23 protein-coding genes and 1 tRNA gene are annotated in these 26,592 nt (G+C 56.8%); 7 read left to right on the plus strand and 17 right to left on the minus strand.

Going from position 1 to position 26,592, the window contains the following annotated elements:
* Positions 1–11: 11 nt before the first annotated feature.
* The 7 genes from rffG to trxA form a co-directional block, all read right to left on the minus strand.
* A complete protein-coding gene (gene rffG / locus ABLV04_RS16650) occupies positions 12–1,079 on the minus strand; it encodes a dTDP-glucose 4,6-dehydratase (protein WP_044521750.1) in 1,068 nt (355 codons plus the stop codon).
* The gene (wecC, locus tag ABLV04_RS16655; RefSeq protein WP_110238414.1) at positions 1,076–2,338 is read right to left on the minus strand and encodes a UDP-N-acetyl-D-mannosamine dehydrogenase; all 1,263 of its coding nucleotides are present in this window, start codon (positions 2,336–2,338) and stop codon (positions 1,076–1,078) included. Before wecC ends, rffG begins: the two co-directional genes overlap by 4 nt.
* On the minus strand, positions 2,335–3,465 hold the full coding sequence (gene wecB, locus ABLV04_RS16660) for a UDP-N-acetylglucosamine 2-epimerase (non-hydrolyzing) (protein ID WP_071787245.1): 1,131 nt from the start codon (positions 3,463–3,465) through the stop codon (positions 2,335–2,337). The genes wecC and wecB overlap by 4 nt, the downstream gene beginning before the upstream one ends.
* A gap of 56 nt (positions 3,466–3,521) precedes the next feature.
* Positions 3,522–4,568 (minus strand): ECA polysaccharide chain length modulation protein, encoded by a 1,047-nt coding sequence (wzzE, locus tag ABLV04_RS16665; protein ID WP_032429045.1) that lies wholly within the window; start codon positions 4,566–4,568, stop codon positions 3,522–3,524.
* A 13-nt stretch (positions 4,569–4,581) separates the two neighbouring features.
* Positions 4,582–5,685 (minus strand): UDP-N-acetylglucosamine--undecaprenyl-phosphate N-acetylglucosaminephosphotransferase, encoded by a 1,104-nt coding sequence (gene wecA, locus ABLV04_RS16670; protein WP_004886849.1) that lies wholly within the window; start codon positions 5,683–5,685, stop codon positions 4,582–4,584.
* Between the two features lie 240 nt (positions 5,686–5,925).
* Entirely contained in the window at positions 5,926–7,185 is a 1,260-nt protein-coding gene (rho, locus tag ABLV04_RS16675) for a transcription termination factor Rho (protein ID WP_002883293.1), read from the minus strand.
* A gap of 331 nt (positions 7,186–7,516) precedes the next feature.
* Positions 7,517–7,846, minus strand: coding sequence for a thioredoxin TrxA (gene trxA / locus ABLV04_RS16680; RefSeq protein ID WP_002883224.1), 330 nt, complete (start codon positions 7,844–7,846; stop codon positions 7,517–7,519).
* 342 nt (positions 7,847–8,188) lie between these two features.
* Here trxA and rhlB point away from each other — a divergent pair, with 342 nt between their 5' ends.
* Positions 8,189–9,454, plus strand: a complete 1,266-nt coding sequence (gene rhlB / locus ABLV04_RS16685; RefSeq protein ID WP_023291550.1) for an ATP-dependent RNA helicase RhlB — start codon at positions 8,189–8,191, stop codon at positions 9,452–9,454.
* 117 nt (positions 9,455–9,571) lie between these two features.
* The gene (gppA, locus tag ABLV04_RS16690) at positions 9,572–11,062 is read left to right on the plus strand and encodes a guanosine-5'-triphosphate,3'-diphosphate diphosphatase (RefSeq protein ID WP_023291549.1); all 1,491 of its coding nucleotides are present in this window, start codon (positions 9,572–9,574) and stop codon (positions 11,060–11,062) included.
* 51 nt (positions 11,063–11,113) lie between these two features.
* Here the strand turns inward: gppA and rep are convergent, their stop codons facing one another.
* Positions 11,114–13,138: a DNA helicase Rep gene (rep, locus tag ABLV04_RS16695; RefSeq protein ID WP_004886858.1), complete on the minus strand. Its 2,025-nt coding sequence runs from the start codon at positions 13,136–13,138 to the stop codon at positions 11,114–11,116.
* 112 nt (positions 13,139–13,250) lie between these two features.
* Between rep and ppiC (ABLV04_RS16700) the strand changes: the two genes are divergently transcribed.
* Positions 13,251–13,532 carry a peptidylprolyl isomerase PpiC gene (gene ppiC / locus ABLV04_RS16700; RefSeq protein ID WP_032454495.1) on the plus strand — a complete coding sequence of 94 codons (282 nt, stop codon included), beginning with the start codon at positions 13,251–13,253 and terminating at the stop codon, positions 13,530–13,532.
* Positions 13,533–13,582: 50 nt separating this feature from the next.
* The gene (ppiC, locus tag ABLV04_RS16705; RefSeq protein WP_004886861.1) at positions 13,583–13,864 is read left to right on the plus strand and encodes a peptidylprolyl isomerase PpiC; all 282 of its coding nucleotides are present in this window, start codon (positions 13,583–13,585) and stop codon (positions 13,862–13,864) included.
* Positions 13,865–14,067: 203 nt separating this feature from the next.
* Here the strand turns inward: ppiC (ABLV04_RS16705) and ilvC are convergent, their stop codons facing one another.
* A complete protein-coding gene (gene ilvC / locus ABLV04_RS16710) occupies positions 14,068–15,543 on the minus strand; it encodes a ketol-acid reductoisomerase (RefSeq protein WP_023291546.1) in 1,476 nt (491 codons plus the stop codon).
* A gap of 152 nt (positions 15,544–15,695) precedes the next feature.
* Here ilvC and ilvY point away from each other — a divergent pair, with 152 nt between their 5' ends.
* The gene (gene ilvY, locus ABLV04_RS16715; RefSeq protein ID WP_012543253.1) at positions 15,696–16,586 is read left to right on the plus strand and encodes an HTH-type transcriptional activator IlvY; all 891 of its coding nucleotides are present in this window, start codon (positions 15,696–15,698) and stop codon (positions 16,584–16,586) included.
* On the opposite strand, the gene ilvA is transcribed toward ilvY, so the two are convergent.
* From ilvA to ilvL, 6 genes are all read right to left on the minus strand, one after another.
* Positions 16,583–18,127: a threonine ammonia-lyase, biosynthetic gene (ilvA, locus tag ABLV04_RS16720; protein ID WP_017899412.1), complete on the minus strand. Its 1,545-nt coding sequence runs from the start codon at positions 18,125–18,127 to the stop codon at positions 16,583–16,585. The genes ilvY and ilvA overlap by 4 nt on opposite strands.
* A gap of 2 nt (positions 18,128–18,129) precedes the next feature.
* Complete coding sequence (ilvD, locus tag ABLV04_RS16725) at positions 18,130–19,980, minus strand: dihydroxy-acid dehydratase (protein WP_023291545.1); 1,851 nt, start codon at positions 19,978–19,980, stop codon at positions 18,130–18,132.
* 60 nt (positions 19,981–20,040) lie between these two features.
* The gene (ilvE, locus tag ABLV04_RS16730) at positions 20,041–20,970 is read right to left on the minus strand and encodes a branched-chain-amino-acid transaminase (protein ID WP_002883171.1); all 930 of its coding nucleotides are present in this window, start codon (positions 20,968–20,970) and stop codon (positions 20,041–20,043) included.
* Between the two features lie 16 nt (positions 20,971–20,986).
* Positions 20,987–21,244, minus strand: coding sequence for an acetolactate synthase 2 small subunit (ilvM, locus tag ABLV04_RS16735; protein ID WP_004886870.1), 258 nt, complete (start codon positions 21,242–21,244; stop codon positions 20,987–20,989).
* Positions 21,241–22,887, minus strand: coding sequence for an acetolactate synthase 2 catalytic subunit (gene ilvG / locus ABLV04_RS16740; protein WP_023291544.1), 1,647 nt, complete (start codon positions 22,885–22,887; stop codon positions 21,241–21,243). The genes ilvM and ilvG overlap by 4 nt, the downstream gene beginning before the upstream one ends.
* A 140-nt stretch (positions 22,888–23,027) precedes the next feature.
* Entirely contained in the window at positions 23,028–23,126 is a 99-nt protein-coding gene (gene ilvL, locus ABLV04_RS16745; RefSeq protein WP_001311244.1) for an ilv operon leader peptide, read from the minus strand.
* Between the two features lie 354 nt (positions 23,127–23,480).
* Here ilvL and ABLV04_RS16750 point away from each other — a divergent pair, with 354 nt between their 5' ends.
* The gene (locus ABLV04_RS16750; protein WP_135719613.1) at positions 23,481–25,001 is read left to right on the plus strand and encodes a YifB family Mg chelatase-like AAA ATPase; all 1,521 of its coding nucleotides are present in this window, start codon (positions 23,481–23,483) and stop codon (positions 24,999–25,001) included.
* A gap of 24 nt (positions 25,002–25,025) precedes the next feature.
* On the opposite strand, the gene ABLV04_RS16755 is transcribed toward ABLV04_RS16750, so the two are convergent.
* Positions 25,026–25,364, minus strand: coding sequence for a DUF413 domain-containing protein (locus tag ABLV04_RS16755; protein WP_004886877.1), 339 nt, complete (start codon positions 25,362–25,364; stop codon positions 25,026–25,028).
* 118 nt (positions 25,365–25,482) lie between these two features.
* On the opposite strand from ABLV04_RS16755, the gene hdfR reads away from it, so the two are divergent.
* Positions 25,483–26,304 carry an HTH-type transcriptional regulator HdfR gene (hdfR, locus tag ABLV04_RS16760; protein ID WP_023291542.1) on the plus strand — a complete coding sequence of 274 codons (822 nt, stop codon included), beginning with the start codon at positions 25,483–25,485 and terminating at the stop codon, positions 26,302–26,304.
* A gap of 108 nt (positions 26,305–26,412) precedes the next feature.
* Here hdfR and ABLV04_RS16765 read toward each other — a convergent pair.
* Positions 26,413–26,488: transfer RNA gene (locus ABLV04_RS16765), tRNA-Trp, on the minus strand.
* Positions 26,489–26,592 lie beyond the last annotated feature (104 nt).

Consider the following 26,592-nt stretch of genomic DNA (forward strand, 5'->3'; position numbering starts at 1 on the left):
CCCAGAGATGATTAGCCTTGCAGTCCAAGACGCTCGCCCTGATAGCTTCCGTCCTGAACCTGGCGCCACCATGTCTCGTTCGCCAGATACCACGCCACGGTCTTACGCATACCGGAAGTGAAGGTCTCAGCCGGCGTCCAGCCCAGCTCACGGGCAATCTTCGAAGCATCAATGGCATAGCGCAGATCGTGGCCCGGGCGATCGGCAACAAAGGCGATCAGGTCGCGATAGTGCGCCACGCCCTGCGGCTTATGCGGCGCCAGCGCTTCGAGCAATTCGCAAATGGTTTCCACCACCTCGATGTTTTTACGCTCGTTATGACCGCCGATATTGTAAGTCTCGCCCGGTTCGCCGCGGGTCGCCACCAGATACAGCGCTCTGGCGTGATCTTCCACGTACAGCCAGTCGCGGATCTGCTGTCCATTGCCATACACCGGCAGCGGCTTGCCTGCCAGCGCGTTGAGGATGGTCAGCGGGATCAGCTTCTCGGGGAAGTGATATGGGCCGTAGTTATTCGAGCAGTTGGTGATAAGCGTCGGCAGGCCATAGGTCCGCAGCCAGGCACGCACCAGGTGGTCGCTGCTGGCTTTCGAGGCCGAATAGGGGCTGCTTGGCGCATAGGGCGTGGTCTCGGTAAAGAAATCATCGCTGCCGTGCAGATCGCCATACACTTCATCGGTGGAGATGTGATGGAAGCGAAACGCCGATTTTTGCGCCGTAGCCAGCGTATTCCACCAGCTACGGGCCGCCTCCAGCAGCGTATAGGTGCCCACGATATTGGTTTCAATAAATGCCGCCGGGCCGTCAATCGACCGATCGACATGGCTTTCCGCCGCCAGGTGCATCACTGTATCAGGTTGATACTGCACGAAAATACGGTCCAGCTCGCCGCGGTCGCAGATATCCACCTGTTCAAAGGCGAAACGCGCATCCTGCGCCACCGGCGCCAGCGACATTAAATTGCCGGCGTAGGTCAGTTTATCCACCACCACCACGCGATCGGCGGTGTGCTGGATAATCTCCCGCACTACCGCCGAACCAATGAAGCCCGCGCCGCCGGTGACCAGAATGGTTCTCACCGCCACACTCCTTTGGTGTCGATGATATACGCCTGGGTGACGCTGTCGCCGCTAACGGCTTTAAATTCATGGTGATCGACCAGCATCACCAGCACGTCGGCGCTGGCCAGCGCCGCATCGAGGGTCGCCAGCGTACACAGACCGTCGAGTTTCTGCGGCAGCGCGTGAATGTTGGGCTCAACTACCTGCGTCGTGCCGCTGTGCCAGCGGGCAATCTGCGCGGCAATTTCCATTGCCGGGCTTTCGCGCAGGTCGTCAATATTCGGCTTAAAGGCGAGGCCAAAACAGGCAATGGTCAGTTCGCTGGCCCGTTTGTTGGTGGCATTCAGGCAGTCAGCTACCTGCGCCTTCACCTGTTCGATAACCCATTCCGGCTTGTGGTCGTTGACCTCACGGGCCGTGCGGATCAGACGCGCCTGCTGCGGGTTTTGCGCCACGATAAACCACGGGTCGACGGCGATACAGTGGCCGCCGACGCCCGGTCCCGGCTGCAGGATATTCACTCGCGGATGGCGGTTCGCCAGGCGGATCAGTTCCCAGACGTTAATGGCCTGATCGGCGCAAATCAGCGACAGCTCGTTGGCAAAAGCGATGTTGACGTCGCGGAAGCTGTTTTCCGTCAGCTTGCACATCTCGGCGGTACGCGAGTTGGTCACCACACATTCGCCTTCGAGGAAGATTTTATACAGCTCGCTGGCGCGAGCGGAGCAGACCGGCGACATGCCGCCGATAACGCGGTCGTTTTTAATCAGCTCGACCATCACCTGGCCGGGCAATACCCGCTCCGGGCAGTAGGCGATATTCACGTCCGCCGCTTCACCCACCTGCTGGGGAAAGCTGAGGTCCGGGCGCATCTCCGCCAGCCACTCAGCCATCTGTTCGGTCGACCCGACCGGCGAGGTGGACTCGAGGATCACCAGCGAGCCTTTCTTTAACGTCGGCGCAATGGATTTAGCCGCCGACTCGACAAACACCATATCCGGCTCGTGGCGATCTTTAAACGGCGTCGGCACGGCAATCAGGTAGGCATCCGCTGCCACCGGGGTGGTGGTGGCGCTTAAATATCCCTGCTCGACCGCGGTCTTCACCACACTCGCCAGATCCGGCTCCACGATATGAATCTCTCCACGGTTAATGGTCTCCACGGCATGTTGATTGACATCAACGCCGACCACCCGCTTCTGCCGGGAGGCGAACGCGGCAGCGGTTGGCAGCCCGATATAGCCAAGGCCAATCACTGAAATGGTAGAAAAACTCATAGCGTTACCTGATTATTTTTAAGTGCAGACAAAATTCGACGACATGCTTCGCCATCGCCATAAGGATTATGCGCGCGGCTCATCGCCTGGTATGCGGCATCATTCTCCAGCAGTCGCGTGACTTCCGCCACGATGCGCTGGCTGTCGGTGCCCACCAGACAGACGGTACCGGCGGCCACCGCTTCCGGACGTTCGGTCATATCGCGCATGACCAGCACCGGTTTCCCCAGGGAAGGCGCCTCTTCCTGAATACCACCGGAATCGGTCAGGATGAGCCAGGCCCGATCCATCAACCAGACGAACGGCAGGTAGTCCTGCGGTTCAATCAACATCACGTTGTCGATATGGCCGAGAATACGGTTCACCGGTTCGCTGACGTTAGGATTCAGGTGAACCGGATAGACAATCTGCACCTCAGGGTGGGTATGGGCTATCTCCGCCAGCGCCTGGCAGATCTGCTCAAAGCCGAGCCCAAAGCTTTCCCGCCGATGGCCGGTAACCAGAATCATTTTTTTACCGTGGCTAATGAAAGGATAGCGCTGCAGCAGGGTCTCCCGTAGCGCTTCATCGCCCAGAACGCGATCGCGCACCCAGAATAGGGCATCGATGACCGTATTCCCGGTCACCGTGATGCGACTGTCGGCAATGTTTTCCCGCAGCAGATTCTGCCGCGAGGTTTCCGTAGGGGCGAAATGGTACGTCGCCAGATGCCCGGTCAGCGTACGGTTGCCCTCTTCCGGCCACGGCGAACTTAAATCGCCGGTCCGCAGACCCGCCTCTACATGGCCCACCGGTATGCGCTGGTAAAACGCCGCCAGGCTCGCCGCCATCGTGGTGGTGGTATCGCCATGCACCAGCACCACGTCGGGTTTAAACGACTCCAGAACCGGCTTCAGCCCCTCAAGAATACGGCAGGTGATCTCGGTGAGCCCCTGTCCCGGCTTCATGATGTTGAGATCGTAGTCCGGGGTGATGGAGAATAGTTTCAACACCTGATCGAGCATCTCCCGATGCTGCGCGGTCACGCATACTTTCGCCTCAAAATGAGGATCCTTTGCCAGCGCATGGACCAGAGGAGCCATCTTGATGGCTTCCGGCCTCGTGCCAAATACAGTTAGTACTTTCACATCGATTCTCTTCGATTAGGCGATGAAGGTCATTTGCCCTTCACCACAGGCCGCAATCACAGGACACGACGACGCGATAACGCCACGCCTGCGCCGATGAGCGCACCCACAATCCCCCACATCACCATCAGAAATACACGGCGCGGGCTATCGCGTTTTACAGGTTCTTCCGGCGTTCGCAAATACCGGTAAGTCTGAAAACGCGGATCCAACGTTGGACCGACGTTCAACGTGCTCAGCATGGCGCGATTCTGGTCGTAATCGAGGTCATATTCCGGTCCGACGGCCTGCAGGTTTTCCAGTCTGGCCTGCAGCATCGGCCTGCCCAATAAAAATAGCTCTGAATCCGGCAACTGATCGGCAGGAACATCCGTTTCGCTGCGCGAGATATTATGCTGCTGAGCGACCTTCAGCGCTTGCTCCACGCTGTGGGTCCGGCGGTTGAAAATAGCCTCGGCCACTTCTTCCTGACGCTTCACCTGCGCCTTCATTTGTACCGTCCGCGCCGCCCAGGCGCCTTTGAGCTCGTCGTTAAGATGGCCAGCCGCCCGCTGGCTGGCGAAAGCCACATACTGGCGCAGCAAATTATTGGCATCCTGCCCGGTCTCGGCGGTCAGTTTGACGCTGTCGTTGACGCTCTTGGCCGCATCGCCTGGCATAAACTGGATATTGTTAATTAAATCATCCAGCATCGCCGCATCGGCGCGAGCATTACCCGACTGTCGCTGCTTGTAGTAGTCCGTTTGCAGCCAGAAATCACGCCGGGTATCCCAGGAGGCCAACTGCATGATGAACTCTTTATACGCTTCATCCATGGCGGAAGGCTGATCCACCGAGGCCAGGTCGGCTTTGATATCCAGATTGCGTAAGAACTGCTGCTGGGAATAGTACCCCCCCAACATGTTGACAGTAGGCCGATCGGTGATCGCCGTGGCGCTCCACTCCTGGCGAGCAAAGAAGGTGTACACCAACACGATAGCGGCGAAGAGTACAGCACCGCCGACTATCCAGCCTTTTCCTGCCCATAAAGCGCGAAACAGCCCGCGAATATCCAGCTCGTTCTCAACGTTCACTGATTGTGCTCCCGGTAATGGTTGAGTCATCACATCCCCAGCTTTACTTGGTTAGTTTCGGATTATTGCCGCTGTGTCGCCGAATTCTGCGTCTGATGCGCTTAACCAGACGCGCCACTTTCCAGGCGCGCTTAATACAGTAGCCATAAAGGAAGAAGGCCACCAAAAAGAGAATTAACATCACCCATTCCGGCACAATGCGGGTATATTCCGCCGCGACGCCAACCAGCGCCAGCAGGGCAGCGGCCAGGGTGATCAGGACGAACGCCTGGCGGGAAGTAAACCCGGCGCGCATGATCAAATGATGAATATGCTGCCGGTCCGGTGAGAAAGGACTCATGCCTTTGCGCAGGCGGCGATACATAATCGCCACCATATCCATCAACGGGATAGCGATAATCCACAGCGCGGTGACCGGGCTGATGGGATGCGTTTTACCTTGTGTGGTTTCCAGCAGGATCCAGATGATGGTGAAGCCAATCATGGTGCTGCCGGCGTCACCCATAAAAACTTTATAGCGGCGGCCGAGGGCGCCAAGATTAAGAAGAATATAGGGCAGAATGGCGGCGATCATCGCAAAACACCACATCGCCAGGCTGTACTGACCGTCAAACCAGAGGATGATCCCGGTCGCCGCAAAGGAGACGGATGACAGGCCGCCGAGCAGGCCGTCAATCCCATCGACCATATTAAACGCGTTGATGGCGGCCCAGACGGCAAACAGAGTGAGGAAGAAGCCGAAAGGCCCCAGCACCAGCTCCCACGAGCCAAAAATAAAGCCCAGACTACTCAGATGCAGATTCCCTGCCATCATCATAATCACGGCGATCGCGGCCTGAATGACCGCGCGAATTTTCACGCTGATGTCGAAGCGATCGTCCAGCGCGCCAACCAGCACCAATACCCCCGCACAGGCCAGATACAGCGAGGCGTGAGGAATATAATAATCGGCGATGGCGAAGGTGAAACAGATGCCTGCATAAACTGAGATACCACCGACCAACGGAATCAACCCCTGATGCCGTTTGCGATAGTTTGGTTTATCCACTAACCCAATCTTTTTTGCCACTTTCCGCGCGACAAAAATAAAGAGGGTCGTGAATAAGAAAATACTGATTAATTCAGTAATAGCAGTGAGTAAATTCACAACGCATGTGCTCTCAGCATAGTTAATCCGGGAAGTATAGCGATGATGCCCCAACTCCAGAAGGGGAAAAGCAGAACATTACAAATTTATTGTATAGATTTTAGTCTGTTAAAGCTGTCTCCGCCTGCTGTCCGGCGCCATTATACGACAACTTTCGTCCCGCTTTCTCTGTCTCTGGATCATACAAATCCCAAAATGAAAACGCCACGCAAAGGCGTGGCGTTTTTGGCTTTTTTTACCTTACGAGCGCTTCATCATATCGAAGAAGTCATCATTCGTCTTAGTCATTGCCAGTTTATTAATGAGGAATTCCATCGCGTCGATCTCACCCATCGGATGGATAATTTTGCGCAGGATCCACATTTTCTGCAGCTCTTCCTGAGTGGTGAGCAGCTCTTCTTTACGCGTACCGGAACGGTTGTAATCGATAGCCGGGAAGACGCGTTTTTCAGCAATCTTACGAGAGAGGTGCAGCTCCATGTTACCGGTACCTTTAAACTCTTCGTAGATAACTTCATCCATTTTGGAGCCGGTGTCGATCAGCGCCGTGGCGATGATGGTCAGGCTGCCGCCCTCTTCGACGTTACGCGCCGCACCGAAGAAACGCTTCGGACGGTGCAGGGCGTTGGCGTCCACACCACCGGTCAGCACTTTACCGGAAGCCGGGACCACGGTGTTGTAGGCGCGCGCCAGACGGGTAATGGAGTCAAGCAGGATGATAACGTCTTTCTTGTGTTCAACCAGACGTTTCGCTTTCTCGATAACCATCTCAGCAACCTGAACGTGACGGGATGCCGGTTCGTCGAAGGTGGAAGCAACCACTTCACCTTTCACCAGACGCTGCATCTCGGTCACTTCTTCCGGACGTTCGTCGATCAGCAGCACCATCAGCACGCAGTCCGGATGGTTGTAAGCGATGCTCTGCGCGATGTTCTGCAGCAGCATGGTTTTACCGGCTTTCGGCGGCGCGACGATCAGACCACGCTGGCCGCGGCCAATCGGGGAAGCCAGATCCAGTACGCGAGCGGTTAAGTCTTCGGTAGAACCGTTACCACGCTCCATACGCAGACGAGAATTCGCGTGCAGCGGCGTTAAGTTCTCGAACAGGATCTTGTTACGGGCGTTTTCCGGCTTGTCGTAGTTAACTTCGTTAACTTTCAGCAGCGCAAAGTAACGCTCACCCTCTTTCGGAGGACGAATCTTACCGGAAATGGTGTCACCAGTGCGGAGGTTGAAACGGCGGATTTGGCTGGGGGATACGTAGATGTCGTCAGGGCCGGCGAGGTAGGAGCTGTCTGCGGAGCGGAGGAATCCAAATCCATCCTGCAGTATCTCCAGTACGCCGTCGCCAAAGATATCTTCGCCACTCTTCGAATGCTGCTTGAGGATGGCAAAAATAATATCCTGCTTACGCATACGAGCCAGGTTTTCCAGCCCCATATTTTCGCCGAGAGTAATCAGCTCAGAAACCGGCGTATTCTTTAATTCGGTAAGATTCATAGTGGTGTGGGTTCTTAAACTCGGGGTAAATCTCGAACTTAATGTTGTGAATGGTATGGCAGGAACTTCCATGCCTGTTAACGGCCTTCATCTCGTGTCTGTACGTCGCCTGGTCACAGGAAAGAACGCAGAACTGAAACGACTAGACGGAATGAGTGAAAAGCCCGGAATTAATAGCTTCACGCGCATTTTTTGCGGGATGCTTCGGGTAAAACAAGATTCAAACAAGGTATGTTTAAAACGAAGTCTGTGGATTAACTTAGCACGACTCCAGCCGGGCGTCCAGAGTTCCGCAAAAAATAGGAATCTGGACGCCGGAACAGCAATTCGCTTACGCCAGGTTGGCGTCGAGGAACTCTTTCAGCTGACCCTTGGACAGTGCGCCGACTTTGGTGGCCGCCACTTCGCCGTTTTTGAACAGCAGCAGGGTTGGGATGCCGCGAATGCCGTACTTCGGCGCGGTGCCCGGGTTCTGGTCGATGTTCAGCTTAGCTACGGTCAGTTTGCCCTGATACTCTTCAGCGATCTCATCCAGAATCGGGGCGATCATTTTGCACGGACCACACCACTCTGCCCAGAAATCGACGAGGGTCAGCCCGTCAGCCTTGAGTACGTCCGTGTCAAAACTGTCGTCAGTCAGGTGAATAATTTTATCGCTCATATTTAACTCCACAGGAATAAGCCTGGTGTGTTGGTGTCGTAGCCATCAACGACGCGCTGCGGCTACGTTATGCACGCTATTCTTCAGGATACCTCAATTCTCTGGTCTGCCAACTGGCGCGATCCCTCATGGACCCACCCTTTGACGCCAGGGTCACCTGAACGCGCACTGCATATTGCAGATTTATCGCTCCCGGCTCGCTTAGTGGTCTAAGCTATCCTGGATTCGTTCAGTTACCGTAGACGTACCTTGAATAATTTCGTACACCGCCAACGAAAGGTTGACGTTATTTCACCGGATACGCTTTCTTAATGCAATAGTTAGCTGATATTCTACCACACTATGAGCAAAACACATTTAACAGAACAGAAGTTTTCCGACTTCGCCCTGCACCCGGCAGTCATTGAAGCCCTTGAAAAGAAAGGGTTTCATAATTGCACACCTATTCAGGCCCTCGCTCTTCCGCTGACGCTGGAAGGCCGCGATGTCGCCGGGCAGGCGCAAACCGGTACCGGTAAAACGATGGCGTTCCTGACGTCGACGTTTCATTATCTTCTCTCTCACCCGGCTATCGCCGATCGCCAGGTTAACCAGCCGCGCGCGCTGATTATGGCGCCGACGCGTGAACTGGCGGTACAGATCCACGCGGACGCTGAACCGCTGGCGCAGGCCACCGGTCTGAAGCTGGGTCTGGCTTACGGCGGCGACGGCTACGATAAGCAGCTGAAAGTGCTGGAAAGCGGCGTCGATATTCTGATCGGTACCACCGGTCGTCTGATCGATTACGCGAAGCAAAACCACATTAACCTCGGCGCCATTCAGGTCGTCGTGCTGGACGAAGCCGATCGCATGTACGATCTCGGCTTTATTAAAGATATCCGCTGGCTGTTCCGCCGCATGCCGCCGGCCACTCAGCGTCTGAACATGCTGTTCTCCGCGACGCTTTCTTATCGCGTACGCGAACTGGCGTTCGAACAAATGAACAACGCCGAGTACGTTGAAGTCGAGCCGGAACAGAAAACGGGCCACCGTATTAAAGAAGAGCTCTTCTACCCGTCCAACGAAGAAAAAATGCGCCTGCTGCAGACGCTGCTGGAAGAAGAGTGGCCCGATCGCGCCATCGTCTTCGCCAATACCAAGCATCGTTGTGAAGATATCTGGGGCCATCTCGCCGCCGACGGCCATCGCGTAGGTCTGCTGACCGGCGACGTGGCGCAGAAAAAACGTCTGCGGATTCTCGAAGAATTTACCCGCGGCGACCTTGATATTCTGGTCGCGACTGACGTTGCCGCTCGTGGCTTGCACATTCCGGCCGTGACCCACGTCTTTAACTACGATCTGCCGGACGACTGCGAAGATTACGTTCACCGCATTGGCCGTACCGGTCGCGCTGGCGCCAGCGGTCACTCCATCAGCCTCGCCTGCGAAGAGTATGCGCTGAACCTGCCGGCTATCGAAACCTATATTGGTCACTCAATTCCGGTCAGCAAGTACAACCCGGACGCGCTGATGACCGACCTGCCTAAGCCGCTGCGACTGACCCGTGCGCGTCCAGGCAACGGCCCGCGCCGCAGCGGTCCACCGCGCAATCGTCGTCGTTCAGGTTAAGAACTCTATGCTATACGCTCAATCATTCAGAATCTGCCAGGGCGCGTTTCCCCGGCAACCCGCTCAGTTACACGGATTGGGCACAAGCGCCCCGTCGACGAGGGAGCCTTCTGAACGATGAAGAGCATGAGCTCCACCTCGCTGTATGCCGCCATTGATTTGGGCTCCAACAGTTTCCATATGTTGGTGGTGCGCGAGGTGGCTGGCAGTATCCAGACGCTGAGCCGCATTAAGCGCAAAGTTCGTCTGGCCGCCGGCCTGAATAGCGACAACACGCTCTCCGCAGAAGCGATGGAGCGCGGCTGGCAGTGCTTACGCCTGTTTGCCGAACGCCTGCAGGATATTCCGCCGGCGCAAATCCGCGTCGTGGCCACCGCCACGCTGCGTCTTGCCGTTAATGCCGGCGAATTTCTGGCGAAAGCGCAGGAGATCCTCGGCAGTCCGGTACAGGTCATTAGCGGTGAAGAAGAAGCGCGCCTGATTTATCAGGGTGTCGCCCACACCACCGGCGGCGCCGATCAGCGTCTGGTGGTCGATATCGGCGGCGCCAGCACCGAACTGGTGACCGGCACCGGCGCGCAAACGACCTCGCTATTTAGCCTGTCGATGGGCTGTGTGACCTGGCTTGAACGCTATTTCGCCGACCGCAGCCTGACGAAAGAGAATTTCGATCTTGCCGAGGCGGCCGCGCGTGAGGTGCTACTGCCCATCGCCGATGTGCTGCGCTATCACGGATGGAAAGTGTGCGTTGGCGCCTCCGGCACCGTTCAGGCTCTGCAGGAAATTATGATGGCGCAGGGGATGGATGAGCGGATCACCCTGACCAAACTCCAGCAGCTTAAACAGCGCGCCATCCAGTGCGGACGTCTGGAAGAGCTGGAGATCGAAGGCTTAACCCTTGAGCGAGCGCTGGTGTTTCCGAGCGGGCTGGCGATCCTTATCGCTATCTTCAGCGAACTGAATATTCAGTGTATGACCCTCGCGGGCGGCGCATTACGGGAAGGGCTGGTGTATGGCATGCTGCATCTCTCCGTTGAACAGGACATCCGCAGCCGCACTCTGCGTAATATTCAGCGTCGTTTTATGATCGACACCGAACAGGCCCAGCGCGTCGCTGGTCTCGCCAGCCACCTGCTCAGCCAGCTGGACGGCTGCTGGGAACTGGATCCGCTGAGCCGCGATTTGCTCCTCAGCGCCTGTGCGTTGCATGAGATTGGCCTGAGTGTGGATTTTAAGCGCGCGCCGCAGCACGCGGCCTATCTGGTCAATAATCTCGACCTGCCCGGCTTTACCCCAGCGCAGAAGAAGCTGATTGCGACGCTGCTGCTTAACCAGACTAACGCCATCGACCTCTCATCGCTTCATCAGCAGAACGCCGTCCCGCCGCGGGTTGCCGAACATCTTTGTCGCCTGCTGCGACTGGCGATCCTCTTTGCCAGCCGGCGGCGTGACGATTTGCTGCCCGCCATCAATCTGGTGGCCGATGATGAAAAACTGTCCCTGACGCTGCCGGAAAACTGGCTGGATAATCACCCGCTTGGGGCTGAGCTGATCGAACAGGAATGCCAGTGGCAAAGCTATGTGCACTGGATGCTTGAGGTGAAGTAATACGCTGAACATTGCCGGGCGGCGGCTTCGCCTTACCCGGCCTGCTTATCGCTATCCTTTCTCTTTAGCTTTTGCCAGCATGGCGCGAATGTTCGCCACGTTAGCCTGTCCTTTATGCATTCGCTCTTCAGCGGTAATCACTTTGCGCGCCTGCTCCCAAATCAGATCGTCCTGGGGTAGCTCGAGCAGGAAACGGCTCGGTTCCGGGCGCACCACCTCACCATACTGCCGGCGCTCCTTACAGAGCGTAAAGGTCAGCTCTTTCTGCGCACGGGTGATGCCCACGTAGGCTAACCGGCGCTCTTCATCGACGTTATCTTCATCAATGCTGCTCTGGTGCGGGAGCAATCCCTCCTCCATGCCCACCAGGTAAACATACGGGAACTCCAGCCCTTTTGAGGCATGGAGGGTCATCAGCTGCACCTGATCCAGCTCTTCATCCGATTCGCCGCGCTCCATCATGTCGCGCAGCGTAAAGCGGGTGACCACCTGCGTCAGGGTCATTGGCTCATCGATTTCGCTGCCTTCCAGCATCTCGGTCATCCAGGTGAACAGCTGGTTGACGTTTTTCATGCGCATTTCCGCGGCTTTCGGGCTGGGCGAGGTTTCATACAACCAGGATTCGTAATCAATCCCGCGGATCAAGTCGCGCACGGCGTTGACCGGCTCGCGTTCGGCCAGTTGCTGGATCTCGCGCAGCCAGTGGGTGAAGCGGGTGAGTGATTCATAGCCGCGCCCGGTCAGCGTCTGGCTAAGACCCATATCAAAGCTGGCGGTGAACAATCCTTTGTTGCGGCCCATCGCCCACTCACCGAGCTTTTGCAGCGTCGCGGGGCCGATCTCGCGCTTCGGCGTGTTGACGATACGCAGGAAGGCGCTGTCGTCGTCCGGGTTGGTCAGCACGCGCAGATAGGCCAGCAGATCTTTAATTTCCGGGCGCGAGAAGAACGACGTGCCGCCGGAGATTTTGTACGGGATGCGGTTCTGCATCAGCATCTTTTCAAAGACCCGCGACTGGTGATTGCCGCGATAAAGGATCGCGTAGTCTTTGTAATTGGTTTTATTGATAAAGTGGTGGGCGATCAGTTCCCCGGCCACGCGCTCCGCTTCATGATCTTCATTGTTGGCGGAGAGCACTTTCAGCTCAGCGCCGTATCCCAGTTCGGAGAACAGACGCTTTTCAAAAACGTGCGGGTTGTTGGCGATCAGAATGTTAGCGGCTTTCAGAATACGCCCGGAGGAGCGATAGTTCTGCTCAAGCTTGATAACCTGCAGCGCCGGGAAGTCCTGGCTGAGCAGCACCAGGTTCTGTGGCCGCGCGCCGCGCCACGAGTAGATCGACTGGTCATCGTCGCCTACCACGGTAAAACGCGCCCGCTGGCCCACCAGCAGCTTCACCAGCTCATACTGGCTGGTGTTGGTATCCTGATACTCATCCACCAGCAGGTAGCGGATCTTATTCTGCCAGCGTTCGCGCACCTCCTCGTTGCGCTGCAGCAGCAGCGTTGGCAGCAGGATCAGATCGTCAAAATCGAGGACATTGCAGGCCTTCATATGCGCATCATACAGCCCATAGCAGTGGGCGAAGATGCGGTCCCGTTCGCCTTTCGCACCCGCGGCGGCCTGGGCCGGGGTTTTCAGATCGTTTTTCCAGTTGGAGATCGTCGAGATCAACTGCTGGAGCACCACTTTGTCATCTTCGATCAACCCTTCGGTCAGCTCTTTGAGCAACGCCACCTGGTCGGTATCGTCGAATAAGGAGAAGTTAGACTTCATGCCCAGCGCGGCGTATTCCCGCTTGATGATATCCAGCCCCAGGGTGTGGAAGGTGGAAATCATCAGCCCGCGCGCCTCTTTGCGCCCCAGCGTTTGCCCAACGCGCTCTTTCATCTCGCGCGCGGCTTTGTTGGTAAAGGTCACGGCCGCGATATGGCGCGCCTGATAGCCGCAGCCGCGGATCAGGTGGGCGATTTTATTGGTGATCACGCGGGTCTTACCGGAGCCGGCGCCCGCCAGCACCAGGCACGGTCCGGTTACAAATTCGACGGCTTGTTGTTGGCCAGGGTTTAAACGCATGGGAGTCTTGCTCAATCTTCGAACGGGGTGGGGATTGTAGCAGAAAGCGGAGCCGAGATTTACCGACTGATGGTAAAGTGAAGAAATCGCGATTAACCCATAGAGCAGAACCATGAAAAAGACCGCAGCAGCCCTGCATATCCTGGTCAAAGAAGAAAAACTGGCCCAGGAGATCCTCGCCAAACTGGAGCGGGGCGTCAGCTTCGATCATCTGGCGAAGCGCTATTCCCAATGTCCGTCGGGGCGCAACGGCGGCGACCTGGGCGAGTTTCAGCAAGGCGCGATGGTTGGCCCATTCGATCAGGCGGTCTTTAGCTGCCCGCTTCTCAAGCCCTACGGTCCGGTAAAAACCAAGTTTGGCTACCATATCATTAAGGTGCTTTATCGCCGCTGACGCGTGGTATATTGCGCCCCGATTTATCTCAACCTATTCAAGGCACGATCATGGCAAAAACAGCAGCAGCACTGCATATTCTTGTTAAAGAAGAGAAACTGGCTCTGGATCTTCTGGAGCAGATTAAAAACGGCGCCGACTTCGGTAAGCTGGCAAAGAAACACTCTATTTGCCCATCAGGCAAACGCGGCGGTGATTTAGGTGAATTCCGCCAGGGCCAGATGGTCCCGGCGTTCGATAAAGTGGTCTTCTCCTGTCCAGTGCTGGAACCAACCGGACCGCTGCATACCCAGTTCGGCTACCACATCATCAAAGTCCTGTACCGGAAATAATAAAAAAACCCGGGGATCTTAATCTCCGGGTTTTTGCCTGATGGCGCTTCGCTTATCAGGCCTACTAAACAAATTCATTCTTCTATGGATTTCGGCTTGCCGGAAGGCGGCCAGGAAGTACATCCCCAGGAACATAGATAACTATGTGACTGGGGTGTACGTACCGTAGCCAACGCATCGGCCAGTCGAAAGACGGCGAGGAATTAGCCGGCAACCGCAATACGCTTCATATCGGTCATATAGCCACGCAGTTTGTGACCCACTTTCTCGATCTGGTGGCTGCGGATGGCTTCGTTGACATCACGCAGCTGGGCGTTGTCTACCGCGCCTTCGGCAATCGCCGTACCCAGGTCGCCAGTCTGCAGGGTGGTCATGAACTCTTTCAGCAGCGGTACGCAAGCGTAAGAGAACAGGTAGTTACCATATTCAGCGGTATCGGAGATAACCACGTTCATCTCGTACAGACGCTTACGGGCGATGGTGTTGGCGATCAGCGGCAGCTCGTGCAGTGATTCGTAGTAAGCGGACTCTTCGATGATGCCGGAATCGACCATGGTTTCGAACGCCAGCTCAACGCCTGCTTTCACCATCGCAATCATCAGAACGCCTTTATCGAAGTACTCCTGCTCGCCGATTTTACCTTCATACTGCGGCGCGGTTTCGAACGCGGTTTTACCCGTCTCTTCACGCCAGGTCAGCAGTTTCTTATCGTCGTTCGCCCAGTCCGCCATCATACCGGAGGAGAATTCGCCGGAAATGATGTCGTCCATGTGTTTCTGGAACAGCGGCGCCATAATCTCTTTCAGCTGCTCGGAGAGCGCATAAGCGCGCAGTTTCGCCGGGTTAGAAAGGCGATCCATCATCAGGGTGATGCCGCCCTGCTTCAGCGCTTCGGTGATGGTTTCCCAGCCGAACTGAATCAGTTTTTCTGCATACGCCGGATCGGTACCTTCCGCCACCAGCTTGTCGAAGCACAGCAGAGAACCCGCCTGCAGCATGCCGCAGAGGATGGTCTGCTCGCCCATCAGGTCAGATTTCACTTCTGCCACGAAGGAAGACTCCAGGACGCCCGCACGGTGGCCGCCGGTCGCCGCTGCCCATGCTTTCGCAATGGCCATGCCTTCGCCTTTCGGGTCATTTTCCGGGTGTACCGCGATAAGCGTCGGTACGCCGAAACCGCGTTTGTACTCTTCACGCACTTCGGTACCCGGGCACTTCGGCGCCACCATCACCACGGTGATGTCTTTACGGATCTGCTCGCCCACTTCCACGATGTTGAAGCCGTGGGAGTAGCCCAGCGCCGCGCCGTCTTTCATCAGCGGCTGTACGGAGCGCACAACGTCAGAGTGCTGCTTGTCCGGGGTCAGGTTAACCACCAGGTCCGCCTGTGGGATCAGCTCTTCATAAGTGCCGACTTTAAAACCGTTTTCGGTCGCTTTACGCCAGGAGGCGCGCTTCTCGGCGATCGCTTCTTTGCGCAGCGCATAGGAGATATCCAGGCCGGAGTCACGCATGTTCAGACCCTGGTTCAGACCCTGCGCGCCGCAGCCGACGATGACCACTTTTTTACCCTGAAGGTAGCTTGCGCCATCGGCGAATTCGTCGCGCGCCATAAAGCGGCATTTGCCCAGCTGTGCCAGCTGCTGGCGCAGGTTCAGTGTATTAAAGTAGTTAGCCATGTCTGTAACTCCGTGATGTTGTGTCGTGCTTATTGTTCGGTTCGCTTTTGCGAGAATGAACTTACTATATGACAGGAATTTTATTGCGGAAATTGATATATTCACAACGTCACGTTGCATTTTATGAAATACAAAACCGGGGAGTACGCGCCGTGGATTTACGCGATCTGAAAACCTTTCTGCATCTGGCGGAAAGCCGCCATTTTGGCCGCAGCGCGCGGGCCATGCACGTCAGCCCGTCGACGCTTTCGCGCCAGATCCAGCGCCTGGAAGAGGACCTCGGCCAGCCGCTGTTCGTGCGAGATAATCGCACGGTGACCCTGACCGAAGCCGGGGAAGAGTTACGCACCTTTGCCCAGCAGACTTTACTGCAGTATCAGCAGCTTCGCCACGCCATCGATCAGCAGGGCCCTTCGCTCTCCGGCGAGCTTCACATCTTCTGCTCTGTCACCGCCGCCTATAGCCATCTGCCGCCGATCCTCGACCGCTTTCGCGCCGCGCATCCCTCGGTAGAGATCAAGCTGTCGACCGGCGACGCCGCCGACGCCATGGAAAAGGTGGTCACCGGCGAAGCCGACCTGGCGATTGCCGGTAAGCCGGAGACCCTGCCAGGGTCGGTGGCGTTTTCGATGCTGGAGAACCTCGCCGTGGTGTTAATTGCCCCGGCCCTTCCCTGCCCGGTGCGCAACCAGGTGACCGTCGAGCGTCCGGACTGGTCGACAGTGCCGTTTATCATGGCTGATCAGGGGCCGGTACGTCGGCGTATCGAGCTGTGGTTTCGACGGCATAAAATCAGCAATCCGTCGATCTACGCCACCGTCGGGGGCCACGAAGCGATGGTGTCGATGGTCGCCCTGGGATGCGGCGTGGCGCTGCTGCCGGAGGTGGTGCTGGAGAACAGTCCGGAGCCGGTACGCAACAGGGTGATGATTCTGGAGCGCAGCGATGAGCAAACCCCATTCGAGCTCGGCGTTTGCGCACAAAAAAAGCGGCTGCATGAGCCGCTTATTGATGCTTTCTGGAAAATCCTGCCGAACCACTAGCCCGCGAGGAAAAAGCGGAATGCCGGGTTATGGGTCTCATCGTGACATTCATAGCCCAGCTCATTGAGACGAGTTTCAAAGTCCGGCTCGTGCTCGCCCAGCTCGAAGGCCGCCAAAACCCGACCATAGTCGGTACCGTGGCTACGGTAGTGAAACAGCGAAATATTCCAGTGGGTGCCAAGGGTGTGCAGGAACTTCAGCAGCGCCCCCGGGGACTCTGGAAATTCGAAGCTGAACAGCCGCTCCTGCAGCGCTTTGGACGGTCGGCCGCCAACCATATAGCGCACATGGAGCTTGGCCATTTCGTCATCGGAAAGGTCAACGACGCTGTAGCCGCCATCATTCAGTAACTGGAGGATCTCTTTCCGCTCCTCCAGCCCACGACTCAGACGCACCCCCACAAAGATGCAGGCGTCTTTGGCATCGGCAAAGCGGTAGTTGAACTCGGTCACCGAACGCCCCCCCAGCAGCTGGCAAAACTTCAGAAAGCTGCCTTTCTCTTCCGGGATCGTCACCGCCAGCAGCGCTTCGCGCTGTTCCCCGAGCTCGCAGCGTTCAGACACGTAGCGCAGACCGTGGAAGTTGACGTTGGCCCCGGACAGAATGTGAGCCAGTCGCTCGCCGCGAATATTGTGCTGGGCGACATATTTCTTCATCCCCGCCAGCGCCAGGGCGCCGGAAGGCTCTGCCACCGCCCGCACATCTTCGAACAAATCCTTCATCGCCGCGCAAATAGCGTCGCTGTCGACGGTGATGATGTCGTCCAGATACTCCTGGCACAGACGGAAGGTTTCATCGCCGATGCGTTTGACCGCCACGCCTTCGGCAAACAAGCCGACGCGCGGCAGATCCACCGGATGACCGGCATCCAGCGCCGCCTTCAGGCAGGCCGAATCTTCCGCTTCCACCGCTATCACTTTAATCTGCGGCATCAGTTGCTTGATCAACACCGCCACGCCTGCCGCCAGGCCGCCGCCGCCCACCGGGACGAACACGCGGTCAATGTGGGCATCCTGCTGCAGCAGCTCCAGCGCCAGGGTTCCCTGACCGGCGATGACCATCGGGTGATCGAACGGCGGCACCCAGGTAAAACCCTGCTGCTGCGCCAGCTCGATCGCTCTCGCCTTCGCTTCGTCAAAATTGGCGCCATGCAGCAGCACTTCGCCGCCAAAGCCGCGAACGGCATCCACTTTGATGTCGGCGGTCGCTACCGGCATCACGATCAGCGCCTTAACGCCCAGCCGCGATGCGGAGAACGCCACGCCCTGGGCATGATTGCCCGCCGAGGCGGTGATCACCCCGTGGGATTTCTGTTCCGCGGTCAGGCTGGACATCATCGCGTAGGCGCCGCGCAGCTTAAAGCTGTGTACCGGTTGGCGATCTTCGCGCTTCACCAGAATAACGTTATCCAGGCGAGAAGAGAGTTTGTCCATTTTTTGCAGCGGCGTTTTCTGCACCGCTTCATAAACCGGCGCGCGCAGCACTGCTCTCAGGTATTCGGCGCCCTCGGGGGCGCCGGAGAGGGGTTGTGAATCCGCCATGATTAGCCACCCAGTTTCGATTTATCGCGAACCGCGCCTTTGTCAGCGCTGGTCGCCAGGCTGGCGTAGGCGCGAAGGGCAAAGGAGACCTGACGCTGGCGATGCTTCGGCGTCCACGCCTGGTCGCCACGCGCTTCCTGGGCTTCACGACGCGCCGCAATTTCCGCATCGCTCAGCTGCAGCTGGATGCTGCGGTTCGGAATATCAATCGCGATCATGTCGCCATCTTCAATGAGCGCAATGTTGCCGCCGCTCGCCGCTTCCGGTGAGACGTGACCGATAGAGAGCCCTGAGGTGCCGCCGGAGAAACGGCCATCGGTGATCAGCGCGCAGGCTTTGCCCAGCCCCATCGACTTCAGGAAGCTGGTGGGGTAAAGCATCTCCTGCATCCCCGGCCCGCCTTTCGGCCCTTCGTAGCGGATCACCACGACGTCGCCTTCAACGACTTTACCGCCGAGGATGGCCTCTACCGCATCGTCCTGGCTCTCATATACTTTCGCCGGACCGGTAAATTTCAGGATGCTGTCGTCCACGCCGGCGGTTTTCACGATACAACCGTTTTCCGCGAAATTGCCGTACAGCACCGCCAGGCCGCCGTCCTTGCTGTAAGCATGTTCCAGAGAACGGATACAGCCTTCGGCGCGATCGTCATCCAGCGTATCCCAGCGGCAGTCTTGCGAGAACGCCTGGGTGGTACGGATGCCCGCCGGGCCGGCGCGGAACATCTTTTTCACCGCATCGTCCTGAGTCACCATCACATCGTACTGTTCCAGGGTCTGCGGCAGCGTCAGGCCGAGGACGTTTTTAACCTCGCGATTCAGCAGCCCGGCGCGGTCCAGCTCGCCCAGAATGCCCAGCACGCCGCCGGCGCGATGCACATCTTCCATATGGTATTTCTGCGTGCTCGGCGCCACCTTACACAGCTGCGGCACTTTGCGGGAGAGCTTATCGATATCGCTCATGGTGAAATCGATTTCAGCTTCCTGCGCCGCCGCCAGCAGGTGCAGAACGGTGTTGGTGGAACCGCCCATGGCGATATCCAGCGTCATGGCGTTCTCAAAGGCCGCCTTGCTGGCGATATTGCGCGGCAGCGCGGAAGCGTCATCCTGCTCGTAATAGCGTTTGGTCAGCTCAACGATACGTTTCCCGGCGTTAAGGAACAGCTCCTTACGATCGGCGTGGGTCGCCAGCAGAGAGCCGTTACCCGGCTGCGACAGGCCCAGCGCTTCGGTCAGGCAGTTCATGGAGTTGGCGGTAAACATCCCGGAACAGGAGCCGCAGGTCGGACAGGCGGAGCGTTCCACCTGATTACTCTGCTCGTCGGACACTTTCGGATCCGCCCCCTGGATCATCGCATCCACCAGGTCGAGCTTGATGATTTTATCTGACAGCTTGGTTTTCCCGGCTTCCATTGGGCCGCCGGACACAAAGATCACCGGAATGTTCAGGCGCAGGGAAGCCATCAACATCCCCGGGGTGATTTTGTCGCAGTTGGAGATACAGACCATCGCATCCGCACAGTGGGCGTTAACCATGTACTCCACCGAGTCGGCGATCAGCTCGCGGGATGGCAGTGAATAGAGCATACCCCCGTGGCCCATGGCGATCCCATCATCCACTGCGATGGTGTTGAATTCTTTGGCCACGCCACCGGCGGCTTCAATCTGCTCGGCAACCAGTTTGCCGAGATCGCGCAGGTGCACGTGCCCGGGAACAAACTGGGTAAAGGAGTTAACGACGGCGATAATCGGTTTGCCGAAATCGGCATCGGTCATCCCGGTTGCGCGCCACAACGCGCGGGCGCCCGCCATATTGCGGCCATGTGTGGTGGTGGCGGAACGGTACTTAGGCATGCTCTTTTTACTCCCATCTGTGTTTATTAAATGGGACGGTGCGTGCCGTCCCATTTTTAATTACTTACTTACCGGATCCAACCAGCCCCATTTGTCTTCTGTTTCACCGGTGAAGAGGCCAAAGAAGGCTTCCTGAATGCGTTTGGTGACCGGACCGCGACGGCCTGCGCCGACCTGGATGCCATCCACGCTGCGTACCGGGGTGATTTCCGCCGCGGTGCCGGACATGAAGACTTCATCCGCCAGGTACAGGGATTCACGGGACAATACCTGCTCGCGGACTTCAATACCGAGATCTTTCGCCAGCTTGATGATGGCGTCGCGGGTAATGCCCGGCAGCGCGGAAGAGGTAAACGGCGGGGTGAACAGCACGCCGTCCTTCACTTCAAACAGGTTTTCGCCTGCGCCTTCCGAGATATAGCCGTTAACATCGAGGGCGATACCCTCCTGGTAGCCATGGCGACGCGCTTCGCTGCCAACCAGCAGCGAGGAGAGATAGTTGCCGCCGGCTTTCGCCGCCGTCGGGATGGTGTTCGGCGCCGCGCGGTTCCAGGAAGAGACCATTGCATCGATCCCCTGCTCCAGCGCTTCTGCGCCGAGGTAGGCTCCCCACGGGAACGCCGCGATGATCACGTCAGTGTTGTAACCCGGAGGCGGGTTTACCCCCATGCCGACATCGCCAACAAACACCAGCGGGCGGATATAAGCGCTGGTCAGATTATTGGTGCGAATGACTTCGCGGCAGGCTTCCATCAGTTCGTCGACGCTCTGGGAGACCGGAAAACGATAAATTTTGGCTGAATCATGCAGACGCTGCATATGTTCGCGATGACGGAACACCACCGGGCCTTTGTGCGAGTCATAGCAACGGATGCCCTCGAATACCGAGGTGCCATAGTGCAGCGCATGGGACATCACATGAACTTTCGCTTCGCCCCACGGAACCATCTCGCCATTGAACCAGATGTAATCAGCTTTTTTCGTCGTCATTTTTCTTCCTTTGCGCTCAGGCGCGGATTTGTTGTGATGTGGGTTGCTGGATCTCGACGCAGGCAACGTCGACCAGTTTGCTTAATTGACTAAACAGTAATTCGACGGGCCGCGGGCTGGCAACGGTCAATTCGATATTTATGTTCTGTGCGTCCGCCGCGGTTTCCATGTTCATTGCGCAGATTTGGAAACCACGGTGGCGGACAACGCGCAGCACGCGCTCTAAGGTTTCCGGGTTGAAACGTGCCTGTAAAGCGACCTGATGTTGCATCATGATAATTTCTCCAGCATTTCAGAGTTACTGGCGCCGGGCGGCACCAACGGCCAGACATTCTCAAGTTCGTCGATTGAGACATGAAGCAGGTATGGCCCCTGGCTCGAAAGCATGGTGTCGAGTGCCGCTTCAACCTGGTCTTTACGGGTGATGTGTTGGCCAGGAATACCGAAGGCGCTGGCCAGCGTGAGGAAATCAGGGTTATCAGTCAGAGTGGTTTCGCTATAACGTTCCTGGAAAAACAGCTGCTGCCATTGTCGAACCATCCCTAACCGCTGGTTGTCGAGTAATACGATCTTCAGCGGTAACTGCTTGCGTTTAACGGTGCCCAGCTCCTGCACATTCATCATGAAGGAGCCGTCACCGGAGATACAGATCACTGTATCGTTAGGGCGCGCCACCTGGGCGCCAACGGCGGCCGGCAGGCCAAAGCCCATGGTGCCTAAGCCGCTGGAGGTGATGAAGTTTTCCGGGCGGGTATAGGTCATATGCTGAGCCGACCACATCTGATGCTGACCAACGTCGGTTGTCACCACGCTGTCCGCCGGCTTGCGGTCGGAAAGCTGTTTCAGCAACAGCGGCGCGTAGATTGCCTCACCGGGATGATCATAACGCCAGGCGTGATCGGCACGCAGCGCGGCACTCCGCTCGCGCCAGCCATCGATAGCTAACGGCTGCTGCAGCGCCGGCAGCAAGCGGTTCAGGTCGCCGGTCAGACCGATGTGCGCCTGGCGCAGCTTGTTCAGCTCCGCCGGATCGATGTCCATATGGATCACTTTGGCATGCGGCGCGAAGGTGTTGAGCTTGCCGGTCACGCGATCGTCAAAGCGCGCGCCGACGGCAATCAGCAGATCGCACTCCTGTACCGCCAGGTTGGCCGCCTTGGTGCCGTGCATTCCCAGCATGCCGAGATAATACGGGTAATCGGCGTCCACCACGCCCAGCCCTTTCAGAGTGCAGGTCGCCGGCATCCGGGTTACGGCGAGAAATTCACGCAGCGCCGGTACCGCCTGCGCCATGCCGACCCCGCCGCCAACATACAGCATCGGTTGCTGCGATTGAGCCAGCATCTGCAGAGCCTGAGCCACTTCCGCCTGCGGAAATGCCATCTCATCGGCGACCGTAGAGAAATGGGGATCGAGATCGCCCTGCGCCATCTGAATATCCTTAGGGATATCAACCAGCACCGGGCCTGGACGGCCTGAGTTTGCCACCTGGAAAGCTTCAGCAATGACCCGCGGCAGCTCGTCCAGAGACTGCACGAGGAAACTGTGCTTAGTACAGGCCAGTGACAAACCGAGAACGTCTACTTCCTGAAACGCATCCGTGCCGATGAAGGGTGCGGCCACCTGGCCGGTGATGGCGACAATGGGGATGGAGTCAAGCAAAGCGTCCGCCAGGCCGGTGATCAGATTGGTCGCGCCCGGGCCGGAGGTCGCGATACACACTCCGGTTTTACCGGTTGCTCGCGCATAACCAATGGCCGCCATGGCTGCCCCTTGCTCATGCCGGCACAGCAGGTGCTCCACGCCGCCGTCATACAGTGCATCGTAAACCGGCATAATTGCGCCACCCGGATAGCCAAAAACGGTGTCGACCCCCTGTGTCCGCAAAGCATGTACCACCCACTGCGCGCCATTCATAGTTAGTTCCCCGTCATAAATCGGGAGAAACAGAATTTTATGCTAAAAGTCATCATCTGCTCCTCGCTTAGGTTATTTCAGTTATAAAAAAACCCCCGGACCTTTCGGTGCGGGGGTCTTAGTTCGTTAAGGCTTGATTATTAAGCCTTTCCTCGTCCAAGTGCAGCCCCGCACGGTGGGATAATAATCACCACCACGCTAATCACGACCAGGCTAATCACTCGTAGAAGGGCTGTCATTTTCTGTACTTTCTGGCTTCTTGTTCGAAGGAATACCTAAAGAGGTACCACAGACATCACATAAAACACAAGATTTTTTTATATCTCCGTTGCTGAGCAGCCTAACAGTTTCAGCAAAAATAATTGTTTTATATGAAAAAAATCAGAAATGAAAAAAATTCAGTTTTCTCTCGCCTGGCGCGCGCTTTTGCGCGTGCCTTTCCCACGCCACTCTCTTTTGCGAGCGAAATTCCATTTTCGGCTAAATGTAACGATATAGCGCGAAAAGTATGGATTTATGGTCCTAAATTCTCACTATTACCGCTCCCGTTTTACCACAGGTCAGCCATAATCCTGCCTGGTCCAGGAGGTTTTATGTCGCTCGCCATCGTCTATACTCGCGCGGCGCTTGGTATCGAAGCGCCATTGATTACTGTCGAGGTTCATCTCAGCAACGGTCTGCCCGGCCTGACTATGGTCGGACTGCCGGAGACTACCGTGAAAGAGGCCCGTGACCGGGTCCGTAGCGCCCTGATCAACAGCGGCTACGCTTTCCCTGCCAAGAAAATAACCATTAACCTGGCGCCAGCGGATCTACCTAAAGAGGGCGGACGATACGATCTGCCTATCGCTCTCGCGCTTCTCGTCGCCTCAGAGCAGCTCAATACGACGCGACTGAATCACTATGAGTTTGTGGGCGAACTCGCCCTCACAGGTGGGTTACGTGGCGTTCCAGGGGCGATCCCCAGCGCAATGGAGGCCATCAAAGCCGGCCGGCGTATCGTCGTCTCCGCTGATAATGCGGCTGAGGTCGGCCTGATCGGCGGCAGCGATTGCCTGGTCGCCGACCATCTGCAGGAGGTGTGCGCTTTTCTCGCGGGGCAGACATCGCTTTCACCGCCTCTTGCCGAGGCACCCATTGTTGATGAACGCGGCGAAGATTTGCGCGATGTTATCGGCCAGCAGCAGGGAAAACGAGCGCTGGAGATTGTGGCCGCCGGGGGTCACAACCTGCTCCTGATAGGCCCGCCCGGCACCGGGAAAACCATGCTTGCCAGCCGGTTACCCGGTCTCCTGCCGCCATTAAGCAATCAGGAAGCACTGGAGAGCACCGCCATTCAGAGCCTGGTCAATCTGCATACCGCGAAGACCCGGTGGCGTCAGAGGCCGTTTCGCGCGCCTCACCATAGCGCCTCGCTGGCAGCGATGGTGGGCGGCGGCTCACTACCGGTCCCCGGTGAGATTTCCCTGGCCCATAATGGCGTGCTGTTTCTTGATGAACTGCCTGAGTTTGAGCGGCGTGTACTGGATGCGCTGCGCGAACCCATTGAGTCAGGCAAGATCCACATATCACGCTCGCGCGCCAAAATTGACTATCCGGCGCGCTTTCAGCTTATCGCGGCGATGAACCCAAGCCCGACAGGGCATTATCAGGGCAAACATAATCGTACATCGCCTGAGCAGACATTACGTTATCTGGGACGTCTGTCAGGCCCCTTCCTTGACCGCTTCGATCTCTCCTTAGAGATCCCGCTGCCGCCGCCAGGGATACTGAGCCAGGGCACGCAGGGCGAAGAGTCTAGCGCAACGGTCCGGCAGCGGGTGCTGGCGGCGCGCGAACGGCAAATGCTCAGGCAAAATAAGCTCAATGCTCATCTTGAGAATCGTGAAATGAAGAGCTGCTGCCACTTACGGCGGGAGGACGCTGTCTGGCTGGAACAGACGCTAACGCAGTTGGGGCTCTCTATTCGAGCCTGGCAGCGTCTGTTAAAGGTGGCGAGAACCATTGCCGATCTGGCAGAGGCTGAAGAGATTGAACGCCGTCATTTGCAGGAGGCGCTCAGCTATCGGGCGATAGACCGGATGCTAAACCATCTGCAGAAAATGATGGCGTAAAAAAAGGGCTTACGCCCTTTTTTCTTAGTCATCGCTTTCGGTGTAATCGTCAGCGCCTTCCATCTGCGGTTTGCCGCCGGAAAGGGTATGGAAACGCTTCGGCCGCTTGATGCGCGCCATATACTTAATCCATACGCGTTCTGCTTCCGTTACCGGCTCACGCTCACCACGGCACACCGAGACAAACTGTTTTTCATCATCGGTAACAGGTTCGCGTTTACCCAGTTCCAGTTCGTTAAAGGCATAACCATGACGTTCCAGCAGTTGCGCCTCTTTGATGGTGAAATCACCGTGACGGGAGAACCCGCGTGGATAATTTTTATTGTCGAAAAAACGATTAGTCGTCGTAAAGCTTTCCGCCATCCTACACGCTCCTGATTCTTTGGCCGAGCTATTTATGGCGCGGAGTATTAGTTACGCTTGACAGAGCGTCAAACAAAACATTTAAATCATCACGACAAATAATTTTGTGGAGAACGGTGTGGATACGGAATTGCTCAAGACTTTCCTGGAAGTGAGCAGAACTCGTCACTTTGGGCGAGCAGCAGAGGCGCTTTACCTGACGCAGTCAGCGGTCAGCTTTCGTATTCGTCAGCTGGAAAATCAACTTGGTGTGAACCTGTTCACCCGACATCGTAATAACATTCGCCTGACGACGGCCGGAGAAAAGCTCCTGCCTTACGCCGAAACGTTAATGAATACCTGGCAGGCTGCGCGCAAGGAGGTCGCACACTCTTCGCGACATAATGAATTCTCCATCGGAGCCAGCGCCTCGCTGTGGGAATGCATGCTTAACGGCTGGCTCGGCACCCTCTACAGCGCACCTTACAATCTCCAGTTTGAAGCGCGTATCGCACAGCGGCAGTCGCTGGTTAAACAGCTTCACGAACGCCAGTTGGATCTGCTGATCACCACCGAATCGCCGAAGATGGATGAATTAAGCAGCCAGCTGTTGGGTAATTTTACCCTTGCCTTGTATTGCGCATCGCCTGCAAAAAACAGAAATGAATTGAATTACTTGCGCCTTGAATGGGGGCCTGATTTTCAGCAAAACGAAGTGGGTCTGATAGGAAGCGATGATGTTCCGCTGCTCACTACCTCTTCAGCTGAATTGATCTACCAGCAATTATCACGCCTGAACGGCTGCTGTTGGCTACCTGTTCGCTGGGCGAAAGAGAAGCATGGGTTACATACGGTCATGGACAGCGCTACGCTTTCCCGCCCACTCTATGCGATCTGGTTACAAAATAGCGATAAGCAGGCGCAGATCCACGAGATCCTGAAAAGTCCTATCCTGGAATAAGCGGTACTCTCCATGGACGGAGAGAAGCAAGGTATTTTGAACAGGGATATTGCAGATGGAGAGTAGAGATAAAAAAAATCCTTTGCCTGAGCAAAGGATTCTTATAAATGGCAGGGGCGGAGAGACTCGAACTCCCAACACCCGGTTTTGGAGACCGGTGCTCTACCAATTGAACTACGCCCCTAAAGCTTTCTTACCACTAAGCCTGCTATCTGAGCAGGCTTAATGTTAAATAAGTGGCGGAACGGACGGGACTCGAACCCGCGACCCCCTGCGTGACAGGCAGGT

This window comes from Klebsiella sp. JN_Kp127 (genome assembly GCF_040062505.1).
Taxonomy (GTDB): Bacteria; Pseudomonadota; Gammaproteobacteria; order Enterobacterales; family Enterobacteriaceae; genus Klebsiella; species Klebsiella quasipneumoniae.

Coding starts and splice junctions, on each gene's coding strand:
- wecC (WP_110238414.1), bottom strand. CDS start 2,338: ATGAGTTTTTCTACCATTTCAGTGATTGGCCTTGGCTATATCGGGCTG.
- wzzE (WP_032429045.1), bottom strand. CDS start 4,568: ATGACTCAACCATTACCGGGAGCACAATCAGTGAACGTTGAGAACGAG.
- rho (WP_002883293.1), bottom strand. CDS start 7,185: ATGAATCTTACCGAATTAAAGAATACGCCGGTTTCTGAGCTGATTACT.
- trxA (WP_002883224.1), bottom strand. CDS start 7,846: ATGAGCGATAAAATTATTCACCTGACTGACGACAGTTTTGACACGGAC.
- rhlB (WP_023291550.1), top strand. CDS start 8,189: ATGAGCAAAACACATTTAACAGAACAGAAGTTTTCCGACTTCGCCCTG.
- gppA (WP_023291549.1), top strand. CDS start 9,572: ATGAAGAGCATGAGCTCCACCTCGCTGTATGCCGCCATTGATTTGGGC.
- rep (WP_004886858.1), bottom strand. CDS start 13,138: ATGCGTTTAAACCCTGGCCAACAACAAGCCGTCGAATTTGTAACCGGA.
- ppiC (WP_032454495.1), top strand. CDS start 13,251: ATGAAAAAGACCGCAGCAGCCCTGCATATCCTGGTCAAAGAAGAAAAA.
- ppiC (WP_004886861.1), top strand. CDS start 13,583: ATGGCAAAAACAGCAGCAGCACTGCATATTCTTGTTAAAGAAGAGAAA.
- ilvC (WP_023291546.1), bottom strand. CDS start 15,543: ATGGCTAACTACTTTAATACACTGAACCTGCGCCAGCAGCTGGCACAG.
- ilvA (WP_017899412.1), bottom strand. CDS start 18,127: ATGGCGGATTCACAACCCCTCTCCGGCGCCCCCGAGGGCGCCGAATAC.
- ilvD (WP_023291545.1), bottom strand. CDS start 19,980: ATGCCTAAGTACCGTTCCGCCACCACCACACATGGCCGCAATATGGCG.
- ilvE (WP_002883171.1), bottom strand. CDS start 20,970: ATGACGACGAAAAAAGCTGATTACATCTGGTTCAATGGCGAGATGGTT.
- ilvM (WP_004886870.1), bottom strand. CDS start 21,244: ATGATGCAACATCAGGTCGCTTTACAGGCACGTTTCAACCCGGAAACC.
- ilvG (WP_023291544.1), bottom strand. CDS start 22,887: ATGAATGGCGCGCAGTGGGTGGTACATGCTTTGCGGACACAGGGGGTC.
- ilvL (WP_001311244.1), bottom strand. CDS start 23,126: ATGACAGCCCTTCTACGAGTGATTAGCCTGGTCGTGATTAGCGTGGTG.
- ABLV04_RS16750 (WP_135719613.1), top strand. CDS start 23,481: ATGTCGCTCGCCATCGTCTATACTCGCGCGGCGCTTGGTATCGAAGCG.
- ABLV04_RS16755 (WP_004886877.1), bottom strand. CDS start 25,364: ATGGCGGAAAGCTTTACGACGACTAATCGTTTTTTCGACAATAAAAAT.